Genomic DNA, 15,021 nt, shown 5'->3' with positions numbered 1-15,021 from the left:
AGCTCAGCCCGGACGGCGCGCGAGCTGCGCGACGAAGGCCGCGGCCACGGCGTAGCCGAAGGCCAGGCCCGTGGCGAGGCGGGTGGCGTGCCAGACGGGACGCAGCCCGAGATCCTGGGTCGCCACGTCGACCACCATCAGCGCGCTGATGGCGATGAGGATCGGGCGCCACGCCGTCATCTTCAGGCGGGGCCGCGCGAGCACGGCGCCCGCCGCGACGCCCGCGAAGATGCCAGCGCAGCGGCTGCAGATCGGCATCATGACCCCCTCGAGCGCGAGGGACCGCTCGGGCAAGCGGTGGCACATCGGCACGAAGAAGCGGTCGAGCGCTGCGCCGAGCTCTCCGAGCGGCAGGCGGCTCCGCGCCAGCGGGATGCACCAGGGCAGGGCGCCGAGGAGCACCAGCGCGCAGCGCACGGCCCGGAGCGGCGCCGGCGGCCGCGCCGGCTCCGACGCCTTCGACGGACCGCGCGCCTGCGTCGGGGCGCCGGCGCGGAGAGCAGCGGGCGCCCGCGCGGCGGGGCTACCGCGTCCGGAAGCGGACGCGGGCACGTCAGCCTCTGTCGGGCGCGCTCTTGCCGAGGTGGCGCATCACCTCTTTCAGGTCGCTCCAGACATCTCGCTTCGCGTTCGGCTGGCGCAGCAGGTAGGCGGGGTGGAACGTGGGCATGATCGGGATCGAGCCCTTGTAGAGCTTCCACGTGCCGCGGAGCTTCGTGATCCCCTCGTTCGTGCCGATCAGCCCCTGAACGGCGGTGGCGCCGAGCGCCACGATCACCTTCGGCTTGATCAGCGCGAGCTGAGAGGTGAGGTAGGGGCTGCAGGCCGCCATCTCGGCCGGCTCCGGCTTCCGGTTCTTCGGCGGCCGGCACTTCACGATGTTGCAGATGTAGACGTCGTCGCGGTGGTACCCCATCGCGGCGATCATCTTGTCGAGCAGCTGCCCCGCCGGGCCGACGAACGGCTCCCCCTGCATGTCCTCCTCCGCCCCCGGTCCCTCGCCGACGAACACGACCTCGGAGAGCGGGCTGCCGCGCGAGAACACCGTGTGGGTGCGGCCCTCGTGGAGCGGGCACTTCTCGCAGGTGCGGACCTCTTCCGCGATGAGCAAGAGCCTCGTCGCGCGCTCCTCCGGCGTACCCGGCGGCGGTGCGTTCGCGCGTGCAGCCGTATCGGCCCGGGGCGCCGCCGCGGCGCTCACGGCAGGCCGCGGCGACGGCTCGGGACCCCACGGCGCCTGGACCGGCGGCCGCATCGCCTGCGGCTCGGCGGTGCGCGGCTCCGGATGCGGCCCGGCGGCGATGCGCGGATCCGTCGGGTGGGGCGGGGAGGCGCTCGCAGCGGCGCTGCGCTGCTCTGGATGATCGGGTGCGGGAGACCCGGCGGCGGCGCCGCGCTGCTCGGGAGGGTGGGGCGCGGGTCCGCCCGCAGCGGCGCTGCCTCCGCGCGGCCCCGGCGGTGAGGGCGCTTCCGGCCCGGGGAAGCCGCGCTCCGCCCGCCGCGGGGCCAGCGCGCCTTCGGAGGGGGACGCGCCCAGCGCCTCGTGGAGCGCCGAGGGGTGGCCCGGCAGCCCCTCCGCGCCGGTCCCTGCATGCCATTCCAGGAACGCTCGGACCGAGGCGGTCAGATCGGCGAGCTCTTCACGCAGCGCTTCGACCATCGTCGTCCCTCAGTGGCCGCCCTGCTGCGCGAGCCAGCGCTCCGCGTCGAGCGCGGCCATGCAGCCCGTGCCGGCGGCCGTCACGGCCTGACGGTAGTTCCAGTCCTGGACGTCGCCCGCGGCGAAGACGCCAGGGATGTTCGTGCGCGTCGAGCCCGGCACCGTTTTCAGGTACCCGTTCGGGTGCGTGTCGAGCTGCCCGACGAAGAGGTCGGTCATCGGCGTGTGTCCGATCGCGACGAACATGGCGGCCGCCGGCACGAGGTGGCTGTCGCCCGTCTTCGTGTTCTTGACGCGGACGCCCGTCACCATATCGGCCTTCACGTCGAGCACCTCCTCCACGACGTGGCTGTAGAGGATCTTGATCTTCGGGTTCTCGACCACGCGCTGGATCATCGCCTTCGACGCCCGGAACTCGTCGCGGCGGTGCACCAGCGTGACGCTGCTGCAGAGCCCGGAGAGGTACGAGGCCTCCTCCATCGCCGTGTCGCCGCCGCCGATGACCACGACGTCCTGGTTGCGGTAGAGCGCGCCGTCGCAGACGGCGCAGGCGCTCACGCCCTTGTTCTTGAGCTTCTCCTCGCTCTCCAGGCCGAGGTAGTTGGCGCGGGCGCCCGTCGCGACCACCACGGACTTCGCCAGGTAGAGCGTGTCATCCACCCACACCTTGAACGGGTGGCCCGTGAGCTCGACCTTGGTCACGTCCGCCGTCACGATCTCCGTGCCCTGATGGGCGGCCTGGTCGCGAAAGCGCTGCATCAGCTCCTGGCCGGTGACCTTCTCGGGGAAGCCGGGGTAGTTCTCGACATCGGTCGTGAACATGAGCTGGCCCCCCGGGATCAGGCCGCCGGCGCTGAAGCCCTCGATGAGGAGCGGCTTCAGGTTGGCGCGCGCCGCATAGATGGCGGCGGTGAGCCCGGCAGGACCGGAGCCGATGATGACCAGGTTGCGGACGTTCGATTCACTCATGGTGGAGCCATCTTATAGGCGCGACAGCCTTCCGCGTCGACCGCCCCGGCGCTCCGCCGCGGGCGCTGCGCCGCGCGGCGCGCCTCTCCGGGCCGTGTGCCCCCGCGGCCTGCATTCCCCTGACGGCGCTGCGTTTCCGCCCGCTGCGCTGCGCTCCCCCGCGCTGCGCGGCAGCCCTGCGCTCCGGCTGCCCCACGCCGAGCAGCCGCTCGCTCAGAAGCGCATCGTTCCGCTCATACCGAACTCGTCCAGGCTGCTTTCGAAGCGGCCGCCGTTCACGCTCTGGATGCTGCGGTAGCCGCTCGGCGCGGAGCCGGAGACGGCCTTGATGCGCCCCTTCCCGCCGTTGTCCAGCGGACCGAAGAACGTGTGCTGAAACGCAGCCGATACGTCGACCGGGCCCACGCGCGCGGTCACGCCGGCCCCGACGCCCACGCGGTAGCCGAGGTGGAAGTCCAGGTTCAGATCGGCGTCGTCCTGCCCCTTCTTCTCGAAGAAGCCGCCCGCCCTCAGCGCGAGGAGATTCTGGAGAACGACGAAATCGCCGCCGAGGCGGACTCCCAGGACATCTCTCCAGCGGTGCGGGACGTCGGCGTTGGTCGGCACCGTGCCGACGACCGTGCCGCGCACCGGAATGCCCTCGCGGAGCCGGACCTCGATCGCGTCGACGGCGCTGTTGTTGGCCCACGTGAAGTCGAGCTCCACGTCGAAGAGGTCGTCGACCATCGGGTCGCGGACGCGGGGCTCGGCCGCGGCCGACGGCGCGGGCCGCTGCGCGCCGGCCCGGGGCTGGTGGTAGCGGAGGCCGAGCTTCGCCTCCATCGGGATCTGCATCTCGAGCTCGCCCGCGCCCTTCTCGTCGGTGACGTTGCAGCCCGGCGCCTCGCCCTTGCAGGGGTCCTCGTTCTTGACCCCCGCCGCCGTCCAGTAGCGAGACTCGATGCGGAGGTCGGTCTCCGCGCGCACGGCGTCCTGCCACTTGAACCACGCGCCCAGGTCGAGGCGATCCGTCGCCGCCCAGCGCGCGCCCAGGACGAAGCCCGGAATGAAGAAATCGTCCGCCCTCGCGCGCGTGCGCAGATCGTTGTGCGCGTTGAAGTCGTCGCCCCCCTCGGCCGAGGTCGCCTCGCTGAAGTTGACGAAATCGATGATCGCCGTGCCCCAGATGAACCCGGCGCCGACCGAGACCCCCTCCGCGGGCGAGAAGCCGACCGAGAGCGTCGGCATCAGCATCAGGGCGTCGAGCGACGTGAGCAGGTAACGCTGCGGCGAAGGCTGCGTCATCGCGCCGAAGGTCGGGTGCGTGTACGCGAGCGACTCGGGCCAGGCGCGCTCGCCGACGCCGTGCGGGCCGAGCACCGCGACGCCGACGGCGAGCGCGTCGTTCACGCGGAAGGTCGCGCCGATCTGCGGGTTCGGGAACAGGCCGCTCTCCGCGCACACCTCCGCGCCGGGGCCGCCCTCGCTGCCGGGCGCCGGGATCGCGGTCGTGTAGCTCGGCGGGACGGGCCGTCCGTCGGGGCCGAGGCGCGTGAAGCACTGCGACAGCTGGATGAGGTGGACGCCGCCGTGCGCGCTGGTCCGCTGCGAGGCGAGCCCCGCAGGGTTGAAGTAAGCCGCGAGCGGGTCGTCCGCGCGCGCCACCCACGCGCCGCCGCGACCGAGCTGGAGCACGCCGATGTCCGGCGAGTCGAGCCCCGACGACGCGCTCGCCGCGCCCGCGGCCACCATCGCAGCGACCGCGGCGCCCGCGGCGCCGGCAGATCCTCGTTTCATGGAGCCTCTGTCCCCGCGCCGCGGCCCCGGCGGCCTCACTTCACCGGCGACGCCTTGAGCGCCGCCTTGCCGTCCTTCACGTAGACCGTGAAGCGCACCCGCGAGCAGTTGTGGCGCGCCACGAGCGCGTCCTTGTTGCGCTGCAGCGTCCCCTTGAACTTCTCGAAGGTGAGGGCGTTCGTCGGCTCCCCGCACTGCTGCTTGACCGACATGAACTCCTCGTAGACGGCGTTCCACTCGGTGAGCTCGTCCGGGTCCCCGGCGCCGTCCTGCAGCGCGGCCGGCGCGCTCGTCGCGTCCGGAACCGCGCTCGCCGCGTCGGGGAGCGGGTTCGACGGGGCGACCGCGCCCGGCGCCCGGGGCGGAGGAGGCGGCGGCGGGCGCCGCGGCGGCGGGCGCCCGGGAGCGCCCGTGGGGCCGTGGGCGGAGAGCGCGATCCCCGCGTCCGAGATCTCCTCGATCGCCTCCACCGCCTCCTCGGCCTCGCGAGGCGGCGGCGGCCCGCTGAGCGGGTGCGAGCCAGGCCGCCGCGTCGGGCCGCGCGGGCTCACCATGGGCTTCGGGTACGACGGGCGCGAGTCGGCGCGCGGCTCGCCGGGGCCGAGCGGCACCGAGAACGCGCTCATCGCGGGCTGCGCCGGGATCGGGCCGAGCACCTGCTCGAGGTCGGCGGCCTTGCGGGGCGCGCCGCCCTTCGCGGCCACCTTCTCGACGCCGTCGTTGATGTCGGCCGCGATCTTCCGGTACGGGCCGCGGAACCGGCTCGGCGCGAGCACGTCGACGTCGCCCTTGGCGAAGCGCGCCGCCTCGTTGCGGAAGACCTGGAGCGGCCGCGTGTGCTCCAGGAACGAGAACACCAGCCCGATCGCGGCCACGGCGAGGACGCCGGCCAGGAGCAGCGCCGTGGGCACCTTGCTCTTGTCCTCGTTGTTCGCCTTGTCGAGGAAGTTGAACGGCGACTCGACCGACCCCGCGAGGCGGCCGACCGCGTAGCCGGCGCCGAGCTCCCACGCCTCGCCGGGCAGCCGCGCGTAGACCACGCCGAGGTGCTCGCCGATGACGCGGACCTCCGAGCGCCCCTTCTCGAGGTAGTCCTTGTTGTCGTCGAGCAGCTTCAGATCTTGCGTGATCTGGTCGAGGTTCGCCTTGTCGAACCCCTCGGGCGCGCCGGACGCGACGCGCGAGCCCTCGGCGTAGAAGCCGACGGCGGCGCCGGTGCGCTTCGTGACCGCGCGGGCGAAGTTGTCGTCGATGATCTTGGCGCCGACCACGGCCCCGACCGGCTCGCCGTTGCCTTCCTGCTCGACCGGGCGCGCCACGATGCGCAGGATGCGGCCCTTCCAGACCCACGCGTCGTCGCGGATCCAGCCGTGGAGGGCGTCGGCGACGACCGGGTAGCCGCCGAGCTCCCAGTCCTCGCGGTGCTCGAAGCCCACCGACGCGATCACGCGGCCGCCCGCGTCGACGGCCCACACGTAATCGAACTTGAACTCGGCGGGCACCTCCTCGGCCGCGCTGCGCAGCGCGCCGCGGGCCTTCTCGCGCAGCTCGGCGCCCGGCTTGGCCTCGGTCGACGACTTCGCGAGCGCCCCCCGCAGGGCGGGGTTCAGCGCGACGCGGATGAGCGCGCTCGAGCGCTTCCGTGCGTCGTCGTTGAGGAACCACTCGACGGCGCTGGAGTCGGCGCTGAGCGACTCGCTCATCGCGCGGTGGCTCGAGCGGTTGTAGAGCTGCGCGGCCACGAAGAGGATGAAGACCGCGGCGCCGAGCGCGAGCGCGAGCACCCCGTACCAGAAGCGCGACAGCAGCATGGCCTACTTTCCTGGCTCCGCGTTCGGCCCGCCGGCCTCGCCCACGACGACAGCCTCCTTGATGAACTGCTCGTCCGGGCCGGGCTTCACGACCACCTCGAGAGGCTTTCCGACCGGCTCGCCGCTGAAGTAGCCCTGCAGCGTGTACTTGCCCGCCTCGACCTCGACCGCGAAGTTCCCCTGACGGTCCGGGTAGGCGATGGCGACGGCCCTCGGCTCGACGACGATCCACGACCGGATGCTCGGGGCGAGCTGGTCGCGGATCTCGTACTTGCCCGGCCCTGGCGGGGTCCAGGCGCGGCTCTTGGAGGCGGCGATCTCGACCGGCTGCAGCCCCTTGTTGCCGACGTCGTAGAGCTTGTGCGGGAACGGATCCTGGTTGTCGAACTGGAGCTGCTGGCCCTCGGCGACGACGAGGGTCACCGGCGAGGTGCGGCCGCCGGCGACGACGATCGAGCGCGGCGTCTTGAGCGGCGCGCCCTTCTCGCCGAGCACGGCGACGCACAGCTCCTTCGGGGCGTAGCCGACGAGCGTGCGGACATCAGCGCGGACGGTCGGCGAGGGCTCGCGGAACGTGTACCGGTTCGCCTTCGGGTCCTTGGCCTCGTTCCAGACCGGGTTCAGGAGCTTGGGCATGCCCGTGGTCCTGCCCTTGATGGTCACCGCGGCGAGGGCCGCTCCGGGTACCGTGAGGATCGCGAGCGTCAGGGCGAGGCGCCGGACGAAGCGCGAGCCGCCGGGGACGCCACGCCTGAGGTGGCTTGATGACCCAAACCGCACTGCGCCGGCGAGCGGACGCTGCTCGTGGTGCTGCGCTCCTGCAGATCGAGGGGATCTCGTATCCATCGCAGGCCCGAAGCTACCGGAAGGGGAATGAGAACGGAAACAAAAGCCGGGCCGTCGTCCGCGCCCGGACGCCGCGCGCCGCGTTGCGCTGCTCGCCGCCCCGGTACCGCCGGCGCGCGGCCTTCGCTCCGGCGACGCCGCGGTGCGGCAGACGCGGCGCGACGCCTCGGCGCACAAAAAAACTGCGGGCCGCGTGGGCGGCCCGCAGGGGAGAGATGTTCCGTACCGCCGAGGACGTGGGCAGAAGGACTTGAACCCCTAGCATAGCTGCTAGGTGGGAGCCTAAGTACCGCTTCAGGCTTCCCGGTGAATGGTTCCGGGCCTAGCTCACCACGGTATCGTTGTTGGCTCCCTGGTTCTCGCTTACTCGGGATTCAATCGTCCAGCGCCTCACGAAGTCGGCAGAGGGAACGACCCTAGAATAGTTCTCGCGGCGGCTCAGTCAACCACTCTTCGTCTCGGTCTCGTCGGTCTCGCTCGTCGGTCTCGCGTTCACGCATGGAGGGACCGCGGCATCGCGCCATCGGGCTCGCCCTGAGCTGTCGCCGCGACACGCCTGGGACGCCGAACAGGTTCAAACCCCGAGAAAATGAGCCCCAGAGGCACCGAGGGCACAGAGTTTTTTTGTTGTTCCTCTGTGTCCTCTGTGCCTCTGGCGTTCAAATCTCTTCATTCCCGGGCGTTTCAGGCTGATCGGTGCTCTAGCGGACGGGCGGGCCTGCGTGGGAGAAGAGCGCGACGATGGGGGCGTGGACGAGCCCGTTGGACGCCACGATGTTGCCTATGTGGTAGTCCGGTGGACCGCCGTCGAGCGAGGTGATGACGCCACCGGCGCCGCGAACGATCGCGCTTCCGGCCGCGACGTCCCAGGCGTGCAGCCGGCGCTCCCAGTAGGCGTCGTACGTCCCATCGGCGACCATGCAGAGATCCATGGCCGCGCTGCCGCAGCGACGCACGGCCTGGGCGTTGCGCTTGACGGTGATGAAGGCGTCGAAGTTGTTGTCCGGAGCCCGATCGCGCACCGTCGGGAAGCCGGTCGCGACCATCGCGTGCTGCAGCGACGCCGTGGCGCTGACCGCGCAGCGCTCGCCGTTGCGGCGCGCCTCGCCGGCGGTCGCCGGCGGCTCCGGCCCGGCGCCGGGCGGCTGCGGATCGCGGGGCCTGAAGCCGGTCCAGCGGAGCCCGAGCGCGGGCGCGACGACGGCGCCGGCGACGGGCGTGTCGTCGTCCATCAGGCCGATGGAGACGCACCAGAACGGGTGGCCGTGGACGAAGTTCGTGGTGCCGTCGATCGGGTCGACGTACCAGACGAGGCCGCCGCGCGCCGAGGTCGCGCCCGAGGCGCTCTGCTCCTCGCCGACGACGGCGATGCCGGGCGTGAGCGCGCCGAGCCGCGCGATGATCAGCGCCTCGCTCGCCCGGTCGAACTCGGTCACGAGGTCGTGCGGCCCCTTCTCCTCCACGCGCGCCCCCGCGCGGAACCCGGTCTGCGCGAGCGCCGCCGCCTCCTCGGCGACGCGCAGCGCGACGCCGGAGAGCTCGGCCAGCTCCGCTGCTCCGCGGCCGCTCACCGCGACCTCGCCGACAGCGCGCCGCGGAGCTTCTCGTAGATGCCGCCGAACGCCCCGTTGGACAGCAGCGCCACCGTGTCGCCCTCCCGCGCGTCGCGCGCGATCGCGGCGACGATCGCGTCCACCGAGGCCGCCGCCTCGGCGCGCTTGCCCGCCTGCTCGAGCTCGCGCACGAGCCGGTCGAGGTCGAGCCGCTCGCCCGCGGCGATGTCCGGCCGCCCGAGCGGCGCGAGCACGACGCGATCGGCCGCGCCGAAGGCGCGCGCGTAGGGCTCCTGGTGGAGCGCGCGGCACGCGGTCGCGCTGCGCGGCTCGAACACCGCCCACAGCGCGCCCTCCGGGTGCCGGGACCGGAGCGCGCGGAGCGTCTCGTCCACGGCGGTCGGGTGGTGCGCGAAGTCGTCGTAGACGCGCACGCCGCGCGCCTCGAAGAGGAGGTCCTGGCGGCGCCGAACGCCCTCGAAGCTCGCGAGCGCCGCGGTCGCGGTCGCGAGCGGCACGCCGAAGCCGTGCGCCGCGGCCGCGATCGCGGCGACCGCGTTGCGTACGTTGTGGTGCCCCGGCATCTGCAGGGCGACGCGCCCGGCCATGACGCCGCCGGCGTACAGATCGAACGACTGGCCGGCCGCGCCGGCCTCCGCGGGGGCGGCGAGCCAGTGCGGCGGCCTCCCGTGCGTGTTGTCGCCCTCGAGCGCGAACCAGGCGACCTCGGCGCGCGCCGACCGCGTCACCACGTCAACGACCCGGGGATCGTGCGCGGCCGCCACGAGGAGCCCCGTCTCCGGGATCCGCTCGACGAACCCGCGGAACGCCGCCTCGTACGACGCAGCGTCGGGGTAGATGTCGACGTGGTCGTGCTCCATCGAGGTCACGATGCCCACCTCGGGACGGTAGTGCCAGAACTTCGGCGTCTTCTCGAAGAAGGCGGTGTCGTACTCGTCGCCCTCGACCACGAACGGCGTCCTGCGGAGACCCGAGCCCGCCTCGTTGAGGAGCGGGAGGCCGCGGCGGTCGCTCGCCGTGGAGGCGCTCCGGGGCAGCCGGAAGCTCCCCTCGAAGTTCTTCGGCAGGCCGCCGATGAGGAACCCGGGGTCCCTGCCTGCCTCGTGGAGGAGCCACGCGCACATCGAGCTCGTCGTCGTCTTGCCGTGCGTGCCGGCCACGACGAGCGGAGAGCGGCCGGCGAGCATGTGGTCCGCGAGCGCGTGCGCCATCGTGGTCACCCGCAGGCCGCCGTCGATCGCGGCGCGCGCCTCGGGGTTCGTCGGGCGGCAGACGTTGCCGATCACGACGAGGTCGGGGCGCGGATCGAGGTGCGCGGGATCGAACCCGGTCATCAGGCGGATGCCCCAGCGCTCGAGGGCCGGCCCCATGGGCGGGTAGAAGGAGACGTCGGAGCCCGAGACCTCGTGCCCCGCGGCCTTGAAGAGCCCCGCCAGCGCACCCATGCCGGTGCCCGCGACGGCGACGAAGTGGACGTGCATCGCGGCGCAGTGTGCCCGAGCGCCCCCGGAGGGCAAGGGGGCTCCCGCGGCGGGTCGTCGGCCGCGTCGCCGGGCCGCGGCGGCTTCCGGCCCGACAGCCCGCAGGACGAGCAGACGATCGCTGCGGACTCGCGGACTCGCGGACTCGCGGACTCACGGACTCGCGGACTCACGGACTCACGGACTTGCGGACTTGCGGACTTGCGGACTTGGACCAATCGGTGAGCCCTGATCGGCACAGAACCTTCAGGAACGCTCCGTTGACCGCGGCATGGCGAGCGTGCATGTCGTGAGCCGGAGACGGCCCACCGGCGCGCTGACCGCAGCGCCGCGCGCTCCGGCGCGAGGCGCTCTCCTCAATCATTCTGGACAGCGCTTCCTTTGGACAGCGCGCCTCGCGGCGGCTCCAGCGTGACGACACGCGGCAGCTCGGCGGCGCACCCTCAGGGCGGATCCACGAGCACGAGCGGCCTCAGCCGTTTCAACGACCGCCGGCCGAGCCCCTTGACCCGGAGCAGGTCGTCGACCTTCCGGAAGCGCTTGAGCCTGGCGCGGAGCGCGAGGATCGCGGCCGCCTTGGCCGGGCCGACGCCAGGCAGGCGCATGAGGTCCGCCTCGGTCGCGAGGTTCAGCACGACCTTGCCGTCGGCGGTCACCCCGCCGCCGCCCGGGGATGGCTGGGCGCCCGCGCCGCCATCGCCGGGCGGCGGCGGCGCTGCTGCGGCCCCTGCGTCGGCGATCGGCGCGGCCGTGGGATGCGCCGGCGCGCTGCCGGCGTCCCCGGCGGCGCCGAACGGCGACGGATCGCCGGCGACCATCGCCAGCCCGGCGGCGGATGGATCCGCGCGACGGCCCGGGAGCAGGCTCAGCGCGTGGCCTGAGCCCACGAGCGCGAGCGCGAGGAACCCCGCGCCGTAGGCCACCACCTTGCCGCCCAGCGCGGTCCACGCCGACTCCCTCAGCGCCTCCTGCGCCCGTTCGCGCCACGAGCGCCGTGCCTCCGTGGCGTGCCCTGCGTCCGCCATGGCTTGCCCTTCATCAGCCCGCTCGGCGAGCGAGCCCTTCCGTTTCGATGTCGCTTCCACGTGCCGCGCCTCCTCGCGCAAAGGACGTCGCCCTCCGCGCCCCAGCGCGCGGCGTTCGTCTCCCGCGCGGCCGCCAAGCGAGCGGCATGCCGGCGCGCGCTGGCCTGAAGACCCCGGACCAATCGTGGGTACCCGGCGCGCCCGGGCGCGGCGCCGCCATGGCGGATCCGGCCTCGCCGACGAGCTCGCCACCCGCGCGGTCCGGTCGCCGTGTCTCGAGCGAGAAGCTCGGCTACCATCAGCCCTCCGGGCGCCCGGCGACCCGGCGGCATTCCACCCGCCCCAGGGCGCTCACCACGAGGTCTTATGCCCCACGATCCCCGTCGCTTTGTTGATCCCGGCCCCTCGGGTCGCTCGCGCCGAGCCTTTCTGGGCGGGCTCGCCGCCGGCGCTGCGGGCACCGCGCTCCTTGGTCCGCGCGCGGCGTTCGCGGAGGAGCTCCCGAGCCTCGCGGCCAAGCCGCCCCCCGGCTTCACGCCGCTCTCCATCCCCGGGAAGATCGTGAAGGTCACGAAGTCGAACTCGATGCAGCCGAACGGCCTCTGGCCCGAGGCGTCCGCGGCGAAGGCGATGCTCGAGCGGGCCATGGCGGAGCTCACCGGGAAGGCCGACCTTGGCGCCGCCTTCGGGCGGTTCGTCCACAAGGACGACCGCGTGGCGATCAAGGCCAACGGGATCGCCGGCCAGAAGGGCGCGACCATGGCCACCAACAAGGAGCTCGTGCTCGAGATCGTGCGCGGCGTGATCGCGGCGGGCGTCCCCGCCGAGAACGTCATGATCTTCGAGCAGTACCCGTCGTTCCTCGCCGGCACCCGCTGCGCCGACCGCACCGCCAAGCCGGCCGCCGAGTTCCCCGCCGGGATCCGCGCCGCGGTGCACGAGAACAAGGACGCCGTGATGCCGAGCATCTCGGTCTGCGGCATCCCCACCAAGTTCGTGCGCCCCTTCACCGAGGCGACCGCGGTGATCAACGTCTCGCTGATCAAGGACCACTCGATCTGCGGTTACACCGGGTGTCTCAAGAACATCACCCACGGCTCGACCATCAACCCGCATTCGTTCCACGAGCACACAGCGAGCCCGCAGATCGCCGAGCTCTACGCTCAGGACGTCGTGAAGAGCCGAGTCCGCCTGCACATCACGGACGGCTTCAAGCTCATCTACGACCAGGGCCCGCTCGACAAGAACCCGAAGCGGCGCGTCCTCCACGAGTCGGTCTACGCCACGACCGATCCGGTCGCCATGGATGTGATCGGCTGGGGCGTGGTCGAGACGTGGCGCAAGGAGAACGGGCTGCCCACGCTGAAGGAGGCGAGCCGGGAGCCGTCGTACATCCGCATCGCGGGGGAGCTCGGGCTGGGGGTCTTCGACAAGAATAAAATCGCGATGCGCGAGGTCCGATTGTAGCGGCGCCGCGGGATCCGCTCGCGGGGCTTTCGTCGATGAGAACCGCCAGCCAAGGCTCGTGTTGCCCATGCCCTGCTCCACGCCGATAGCGCGCTCGTCCACGCGCGCGGGGACCGCGTCGGCGGTCCCCCTCCTCGCCCCGCTCGCGATCGCGTCCCTCGCGCTCGCGGCGTGCAGCAGCAGCGCGCCGGCGCGGGCGCCCGGGTTGCCGCCGACGCCGGCCTCGGTCACCCGCGAGAACCCGGGCGGCGACGCGGCCGACCCGGAGCGCGCCGCGCTCGAGCGGCTGCTCAGCGAGCCGTGGGGGCGACGCCGGGACCGGTTCAACACGCTCGACGTGCCCCTGGTCGACTGGCAAAGCTGGCGCCGGGTGCGGATCTGGAGCCACCCGACGCGCGCGACCTTCCAGTACGGCGACGAGCACTACGCCGCCCTGACGCTCCTCTACACGGACACGACCGGACCGAGCGATCCCGACAGCTGCCTCGACGCGTTCTGGGCGAAGCACGCGCCGCTCGCCGACGGCTATGGCGTGCGGCTCGGGGAGGCGCAGCTCATCCGGACGACGCAGGAGATCGACGGCGAGGTGCGGCCGCTCGTGTTCAAGGTCCTCCAGGGCAGCATCGAGTCGGTGTTCGCGAGCGACGAGTACGCCGGAGCGATCGCGGCCTACGAGTCATGGCCGGGGACATGCCTCGTGTCCGTGCTGGCCGTGAAGGCGGGCCAGCACCCCGATCTCGCGCGCCGCGTGCGCGACCGCTGGATCGACGAGGGCGCCCCGAAGCTCAGGTGGATCTCCGGCATCACCGAGGCGCCCAAGCCCGAGGCGCGGTAGGCCCGGTCTGGCGGCGCTGCTGCCCAGCCCGCCCGACGCAGGCGAGGCGGTCGCCGCGAGGAGGCGCCGCGAGGGCGGCGCGGCGGTGCCGGATCAGGGGTCGCTTGGCGCCGGGCTCTCCGTGGCCTCCGGCGCCCAGAGCGCCCCCTGGGCCATGCCGTGGCAGACGACGGATGCGGCCGCGAGGAGCAGCGCGATCGCGACCAGCCACGGAATGCGGAGCGGCGGCAGGACGCGGCTGTCCAGCACGACCTCGCTCTGCTGATCGCCAGGGTCGGGCTCGGGGGCCGCGGCCGCCCGGTGCGCGCCGCCGAGGTCGTTCGCTGGCGGCGGCGCCAGCATGTCGGTCATGGTCGTCTCGTCCATCCCGTAGCGAGGCGGGGCCGCGGGCAGGCCCAGCGCGCCGGGCTTCACGATGATCGCGCTCTGCTCGAACTGCAGCGGGCCGGGGATCGCGCGCGGCGGCTGCCGCTGGGCGTACGGCTCCGCGATCGCCGAGAACACCTCCATCATCTCCTTGCCCGACTGGAACCGCGCGTTGGGATCGAACTCGAACGCCCGGGAGAAGAACGCGTCGAGCCCGGGCGGGAGCTCCGGCGCGACCTCGGACGCCCTGGGGAACGAGGTCTGGCAGATGCGCCGGACCATCTCATTGATGTTGTCGCCGCCGAAGGGGCACTGGCCCGTGATCGCGCGGTACAGGATCACCGCCATCGACCAGAGGTCGCTCCGGTAGTCGACCTGCCTGGGCGCCATGGTCTGCTCGGGGCTCATGTACCTCGGCGTCCCGAGGACCATGCCCGTCTTCGTGATCCGGTCGCGCGAGCAGGACGACTTCGCGACGCCGAAGTCGAGCACCTTCACCAGATCCTCGCCGCCCGAGGACGTGATGAAGATGTTCCCCGGCTTCAGGTCCCGGTGGATCACCCCCGCGGCGTGGACCGCGTCGAGGGCCTTGCCGAGCTGCGTGAAGAGGGCCATCACCTGCGCGAGGGACAGCTTCTGCTCGCGGTCGAGGCGGCGATTCAGGTCCTCGCCCTCGAGGTACTCCATGACGATGAACGCGCAGCCGCGGTCGACGCCGTAATCGTAGGTCTCGATGACGTAGGGGCTCCGGACCCGCGCGGAAGCGCGAGCCTCGCGCTCGAAGCGGGCGATCAGCTCGGGCTCCGTGGCCGCGAAGCTCCGGATGAATTTGATGACCACCCGCCGTCTGAGCTTGATGTCGAAGCCCAGCCACAGGTCGCCCATGCCACCGCCGCCGAGCCTGCGCTCGAGGCGGTATTTATCCATGACGGCCCGACCTTCAGCAGTCTCCTTCATGGCTCCGCACCTGCCGCCCAACGCCCGAGCCTGGGACAAGTGATCACCCGATTCCTGTCGAAGGGTTCACGTCAAGGGTACGCCCGAACGATATATACCGCAATCCGTCCGCACCATGATTCGAAATCCGCCTGAAACAGGGCGCCCACTACAGGCGATCAGCGAGATCCCGATGGAGATGCATGGAGCGCTGTATCGCGCGATATGCCTTGATGTCCTTCGGTGTCCCTCGGCGTCCCTGGATGTCAGCGGAG

Annotated in this window: 12 protein-coding genes and 1 other RNA gene; 2 read left to right on the top strand and 11 right to left on the bottom strand. The window is 72.4% G+C overall.

From position 1 onward, the window contains the following. Positions 1–3: 3 nt before the first annotated feature. The 10 genes from WME89_RS45785 to WME89_RS45740 form a co-directional block, all read right to left on the bottom strand. Positions 4–552, bottom strand: a complete 549-nt coding sequence (locus tag WME89_RS45785) for a DUF2085 domain-containing protein (protein WP_438005850.1) — start codon at positions 550–552, stop codon at positions 4–6. A 1-nt stretch (position 553) separates the two neighbouring features. After that, complete coding sequence (locus WME89_RS45780; protein WP_438005849.1) at positions 554–1,660, bottom strand: uracil-DNA glycosylase family protein; 1,107 nt, start codon at positions 1,658–1,660, stop codon at positions 554–556. A 9-nt stretch (positions 1,661–1,669) separates the two neighbouring features. Further along, positions 1,670–2,629, bottom strand: a complete 960-nt coding sequence (trxB, locus tag WME89_RS45775; RefSeq protein ID WP_437621133.1) for a thioredoxin-disulfide reductase — start codon at positions 2,627–2,629, stop codon at positions 1,670–1,672. A 213-nt stretch (positions 2,630–2,842) separates the two neighbouring features. Next, a complete protein-coding gene (locus WME89_RS45770; protein WP_438005848.1) occupies positions 2,843–4,405 on the bottom strand; it encodes an OmpP1/FadL family transporter in 1,563 nt (520 codons plus the stop codon). Between the two features lie 35 nt (positions 4,406–4,440). Next, positions 4,441–6,216: an MXAN_5187 family protein gene (locus tag WME89_RS45765; RefSeq protein ID WP_438005847.1), complete on the bottom strand. Its 1,776-nt coding sequence runs from the start codon at positions 6,214–6,216 to the stop codon at positions 4,441–4,443. A gap of 3 nt (positions 6,217–6,219) precedes the next feature. Next, positions 6,220–6,852, bottom strand: a complete 633-nt coding sequence (locus WME89_RS45760) for a hypothetical protein (RefSeq protein WP_438005846.1) — start codon at positions 6,850–6,852, stop codon at positions 6,220–6,222. A gap of 428 nt (positions 6,853–7,280) precedes the next feature. Continuing rightward, positions 7,281–7,473: non-coding RNA, 6S RNA (gene ssrS, locus WME89_RS45755), on the bottom strand. A 290-nt stretch (positions 7,474–7,763) separates the two neighbouring features. Next, positions 7,764–8,633: an inositol monophosphatase family protein gene (locus tag WME89_RS45750; protein ID WP_438005845.1), complete on the bottom strand. Its 870-nt coding sequence runs from the start codon at positions 8,631–8,633 to the stop codon at positions 7,764–7,766. Further along, the gene (locus WME89_RS45745; RefSeq protein ID WP_438005844.1) at positions 8,630–10,117 is read right to left on the bottom strand and encodes a UDP-N-acetylmuramate--L-alanine ligase; all 1,488 of its coding nucleotides are present in this window, start codon (positions 10,115–10,117) and stop codon (positions 8,630–8,632) included. The genes WME89_RS45750 and WME89_RS45745 overlap by 4 nt, the downstream gene beginning before the upstream one ends. Before the next feature lie 443 nt (positions 10,118–10,560). Beyond that, positions 10,561–11,202, bottom strand: coding sequence for a ComEA family DNA-binding protein (locus WME89_RS45740; RefSeq protein ID WP_438005843.1), 642 nt, complete (start codon positions 11,200–11,202; stop codon positions 10,561–10,563). A 306-nt stretch (positions 11,203–11,508) separates the two neighbouring features. Here WME89_RS45740 and WME89_RS45735 point away from each other — a divergent pair, with 306 nt between their 5' ends. Both WME89_RS45735 and WME89_RS45730 read left to right on the top strand, forming a co-directional pair. Continuing rightward, complete coding sequence (locus WME89_RS45735) at positions 11,509–12,609, top strand: DUF362 domain-containing protein (protein ID WP_438005842.1); 1,101 nt, start codon at positions 11,509–11,511, stop codon at positions 12,607–12,609. A 67-nt stretch (positions 12,610–12,676) separates the two neighbouring features. Further along, positions 12,677–13,444: a hypothetical protein gene (locus WME89_RS45730; RefSeq protein WP_438005841.1), complete on the top strand. Its 768-nt coding sequence runs from the start codon at positions 12,677–12,679 to the stop codon at positions 13,442–13,444. Between the two features lie 93 nt (positions 13,445–13,537). On the opposite strand, the gene WME89_RS45725 is transcribed toward WME89_RS45730, so the two are convergent. Then, positions 13,538–14,767, bottom strand: coding sequence for a serine/threonine protein kinase (locus WME89_RS45725; protein ID WP_438005840.1), 1,230 nt, complete (start codon positions 14,765–14,767; stop codon positions 13,538–13,540). Positions 14,768–15,021: the final 254 nt, after the last annotated feature.

The organism is Sorangium sp. So ce321 (assembly GCF_051530195.1).
Classification (GTDB): Bacteria; Myxococcota_A; Polyangia; order Polyangiales; family Polyangiaceae; genus Sorangium.
This window is presented reverse-complemented; position numbering and strand designations above follow the sequence as displayed.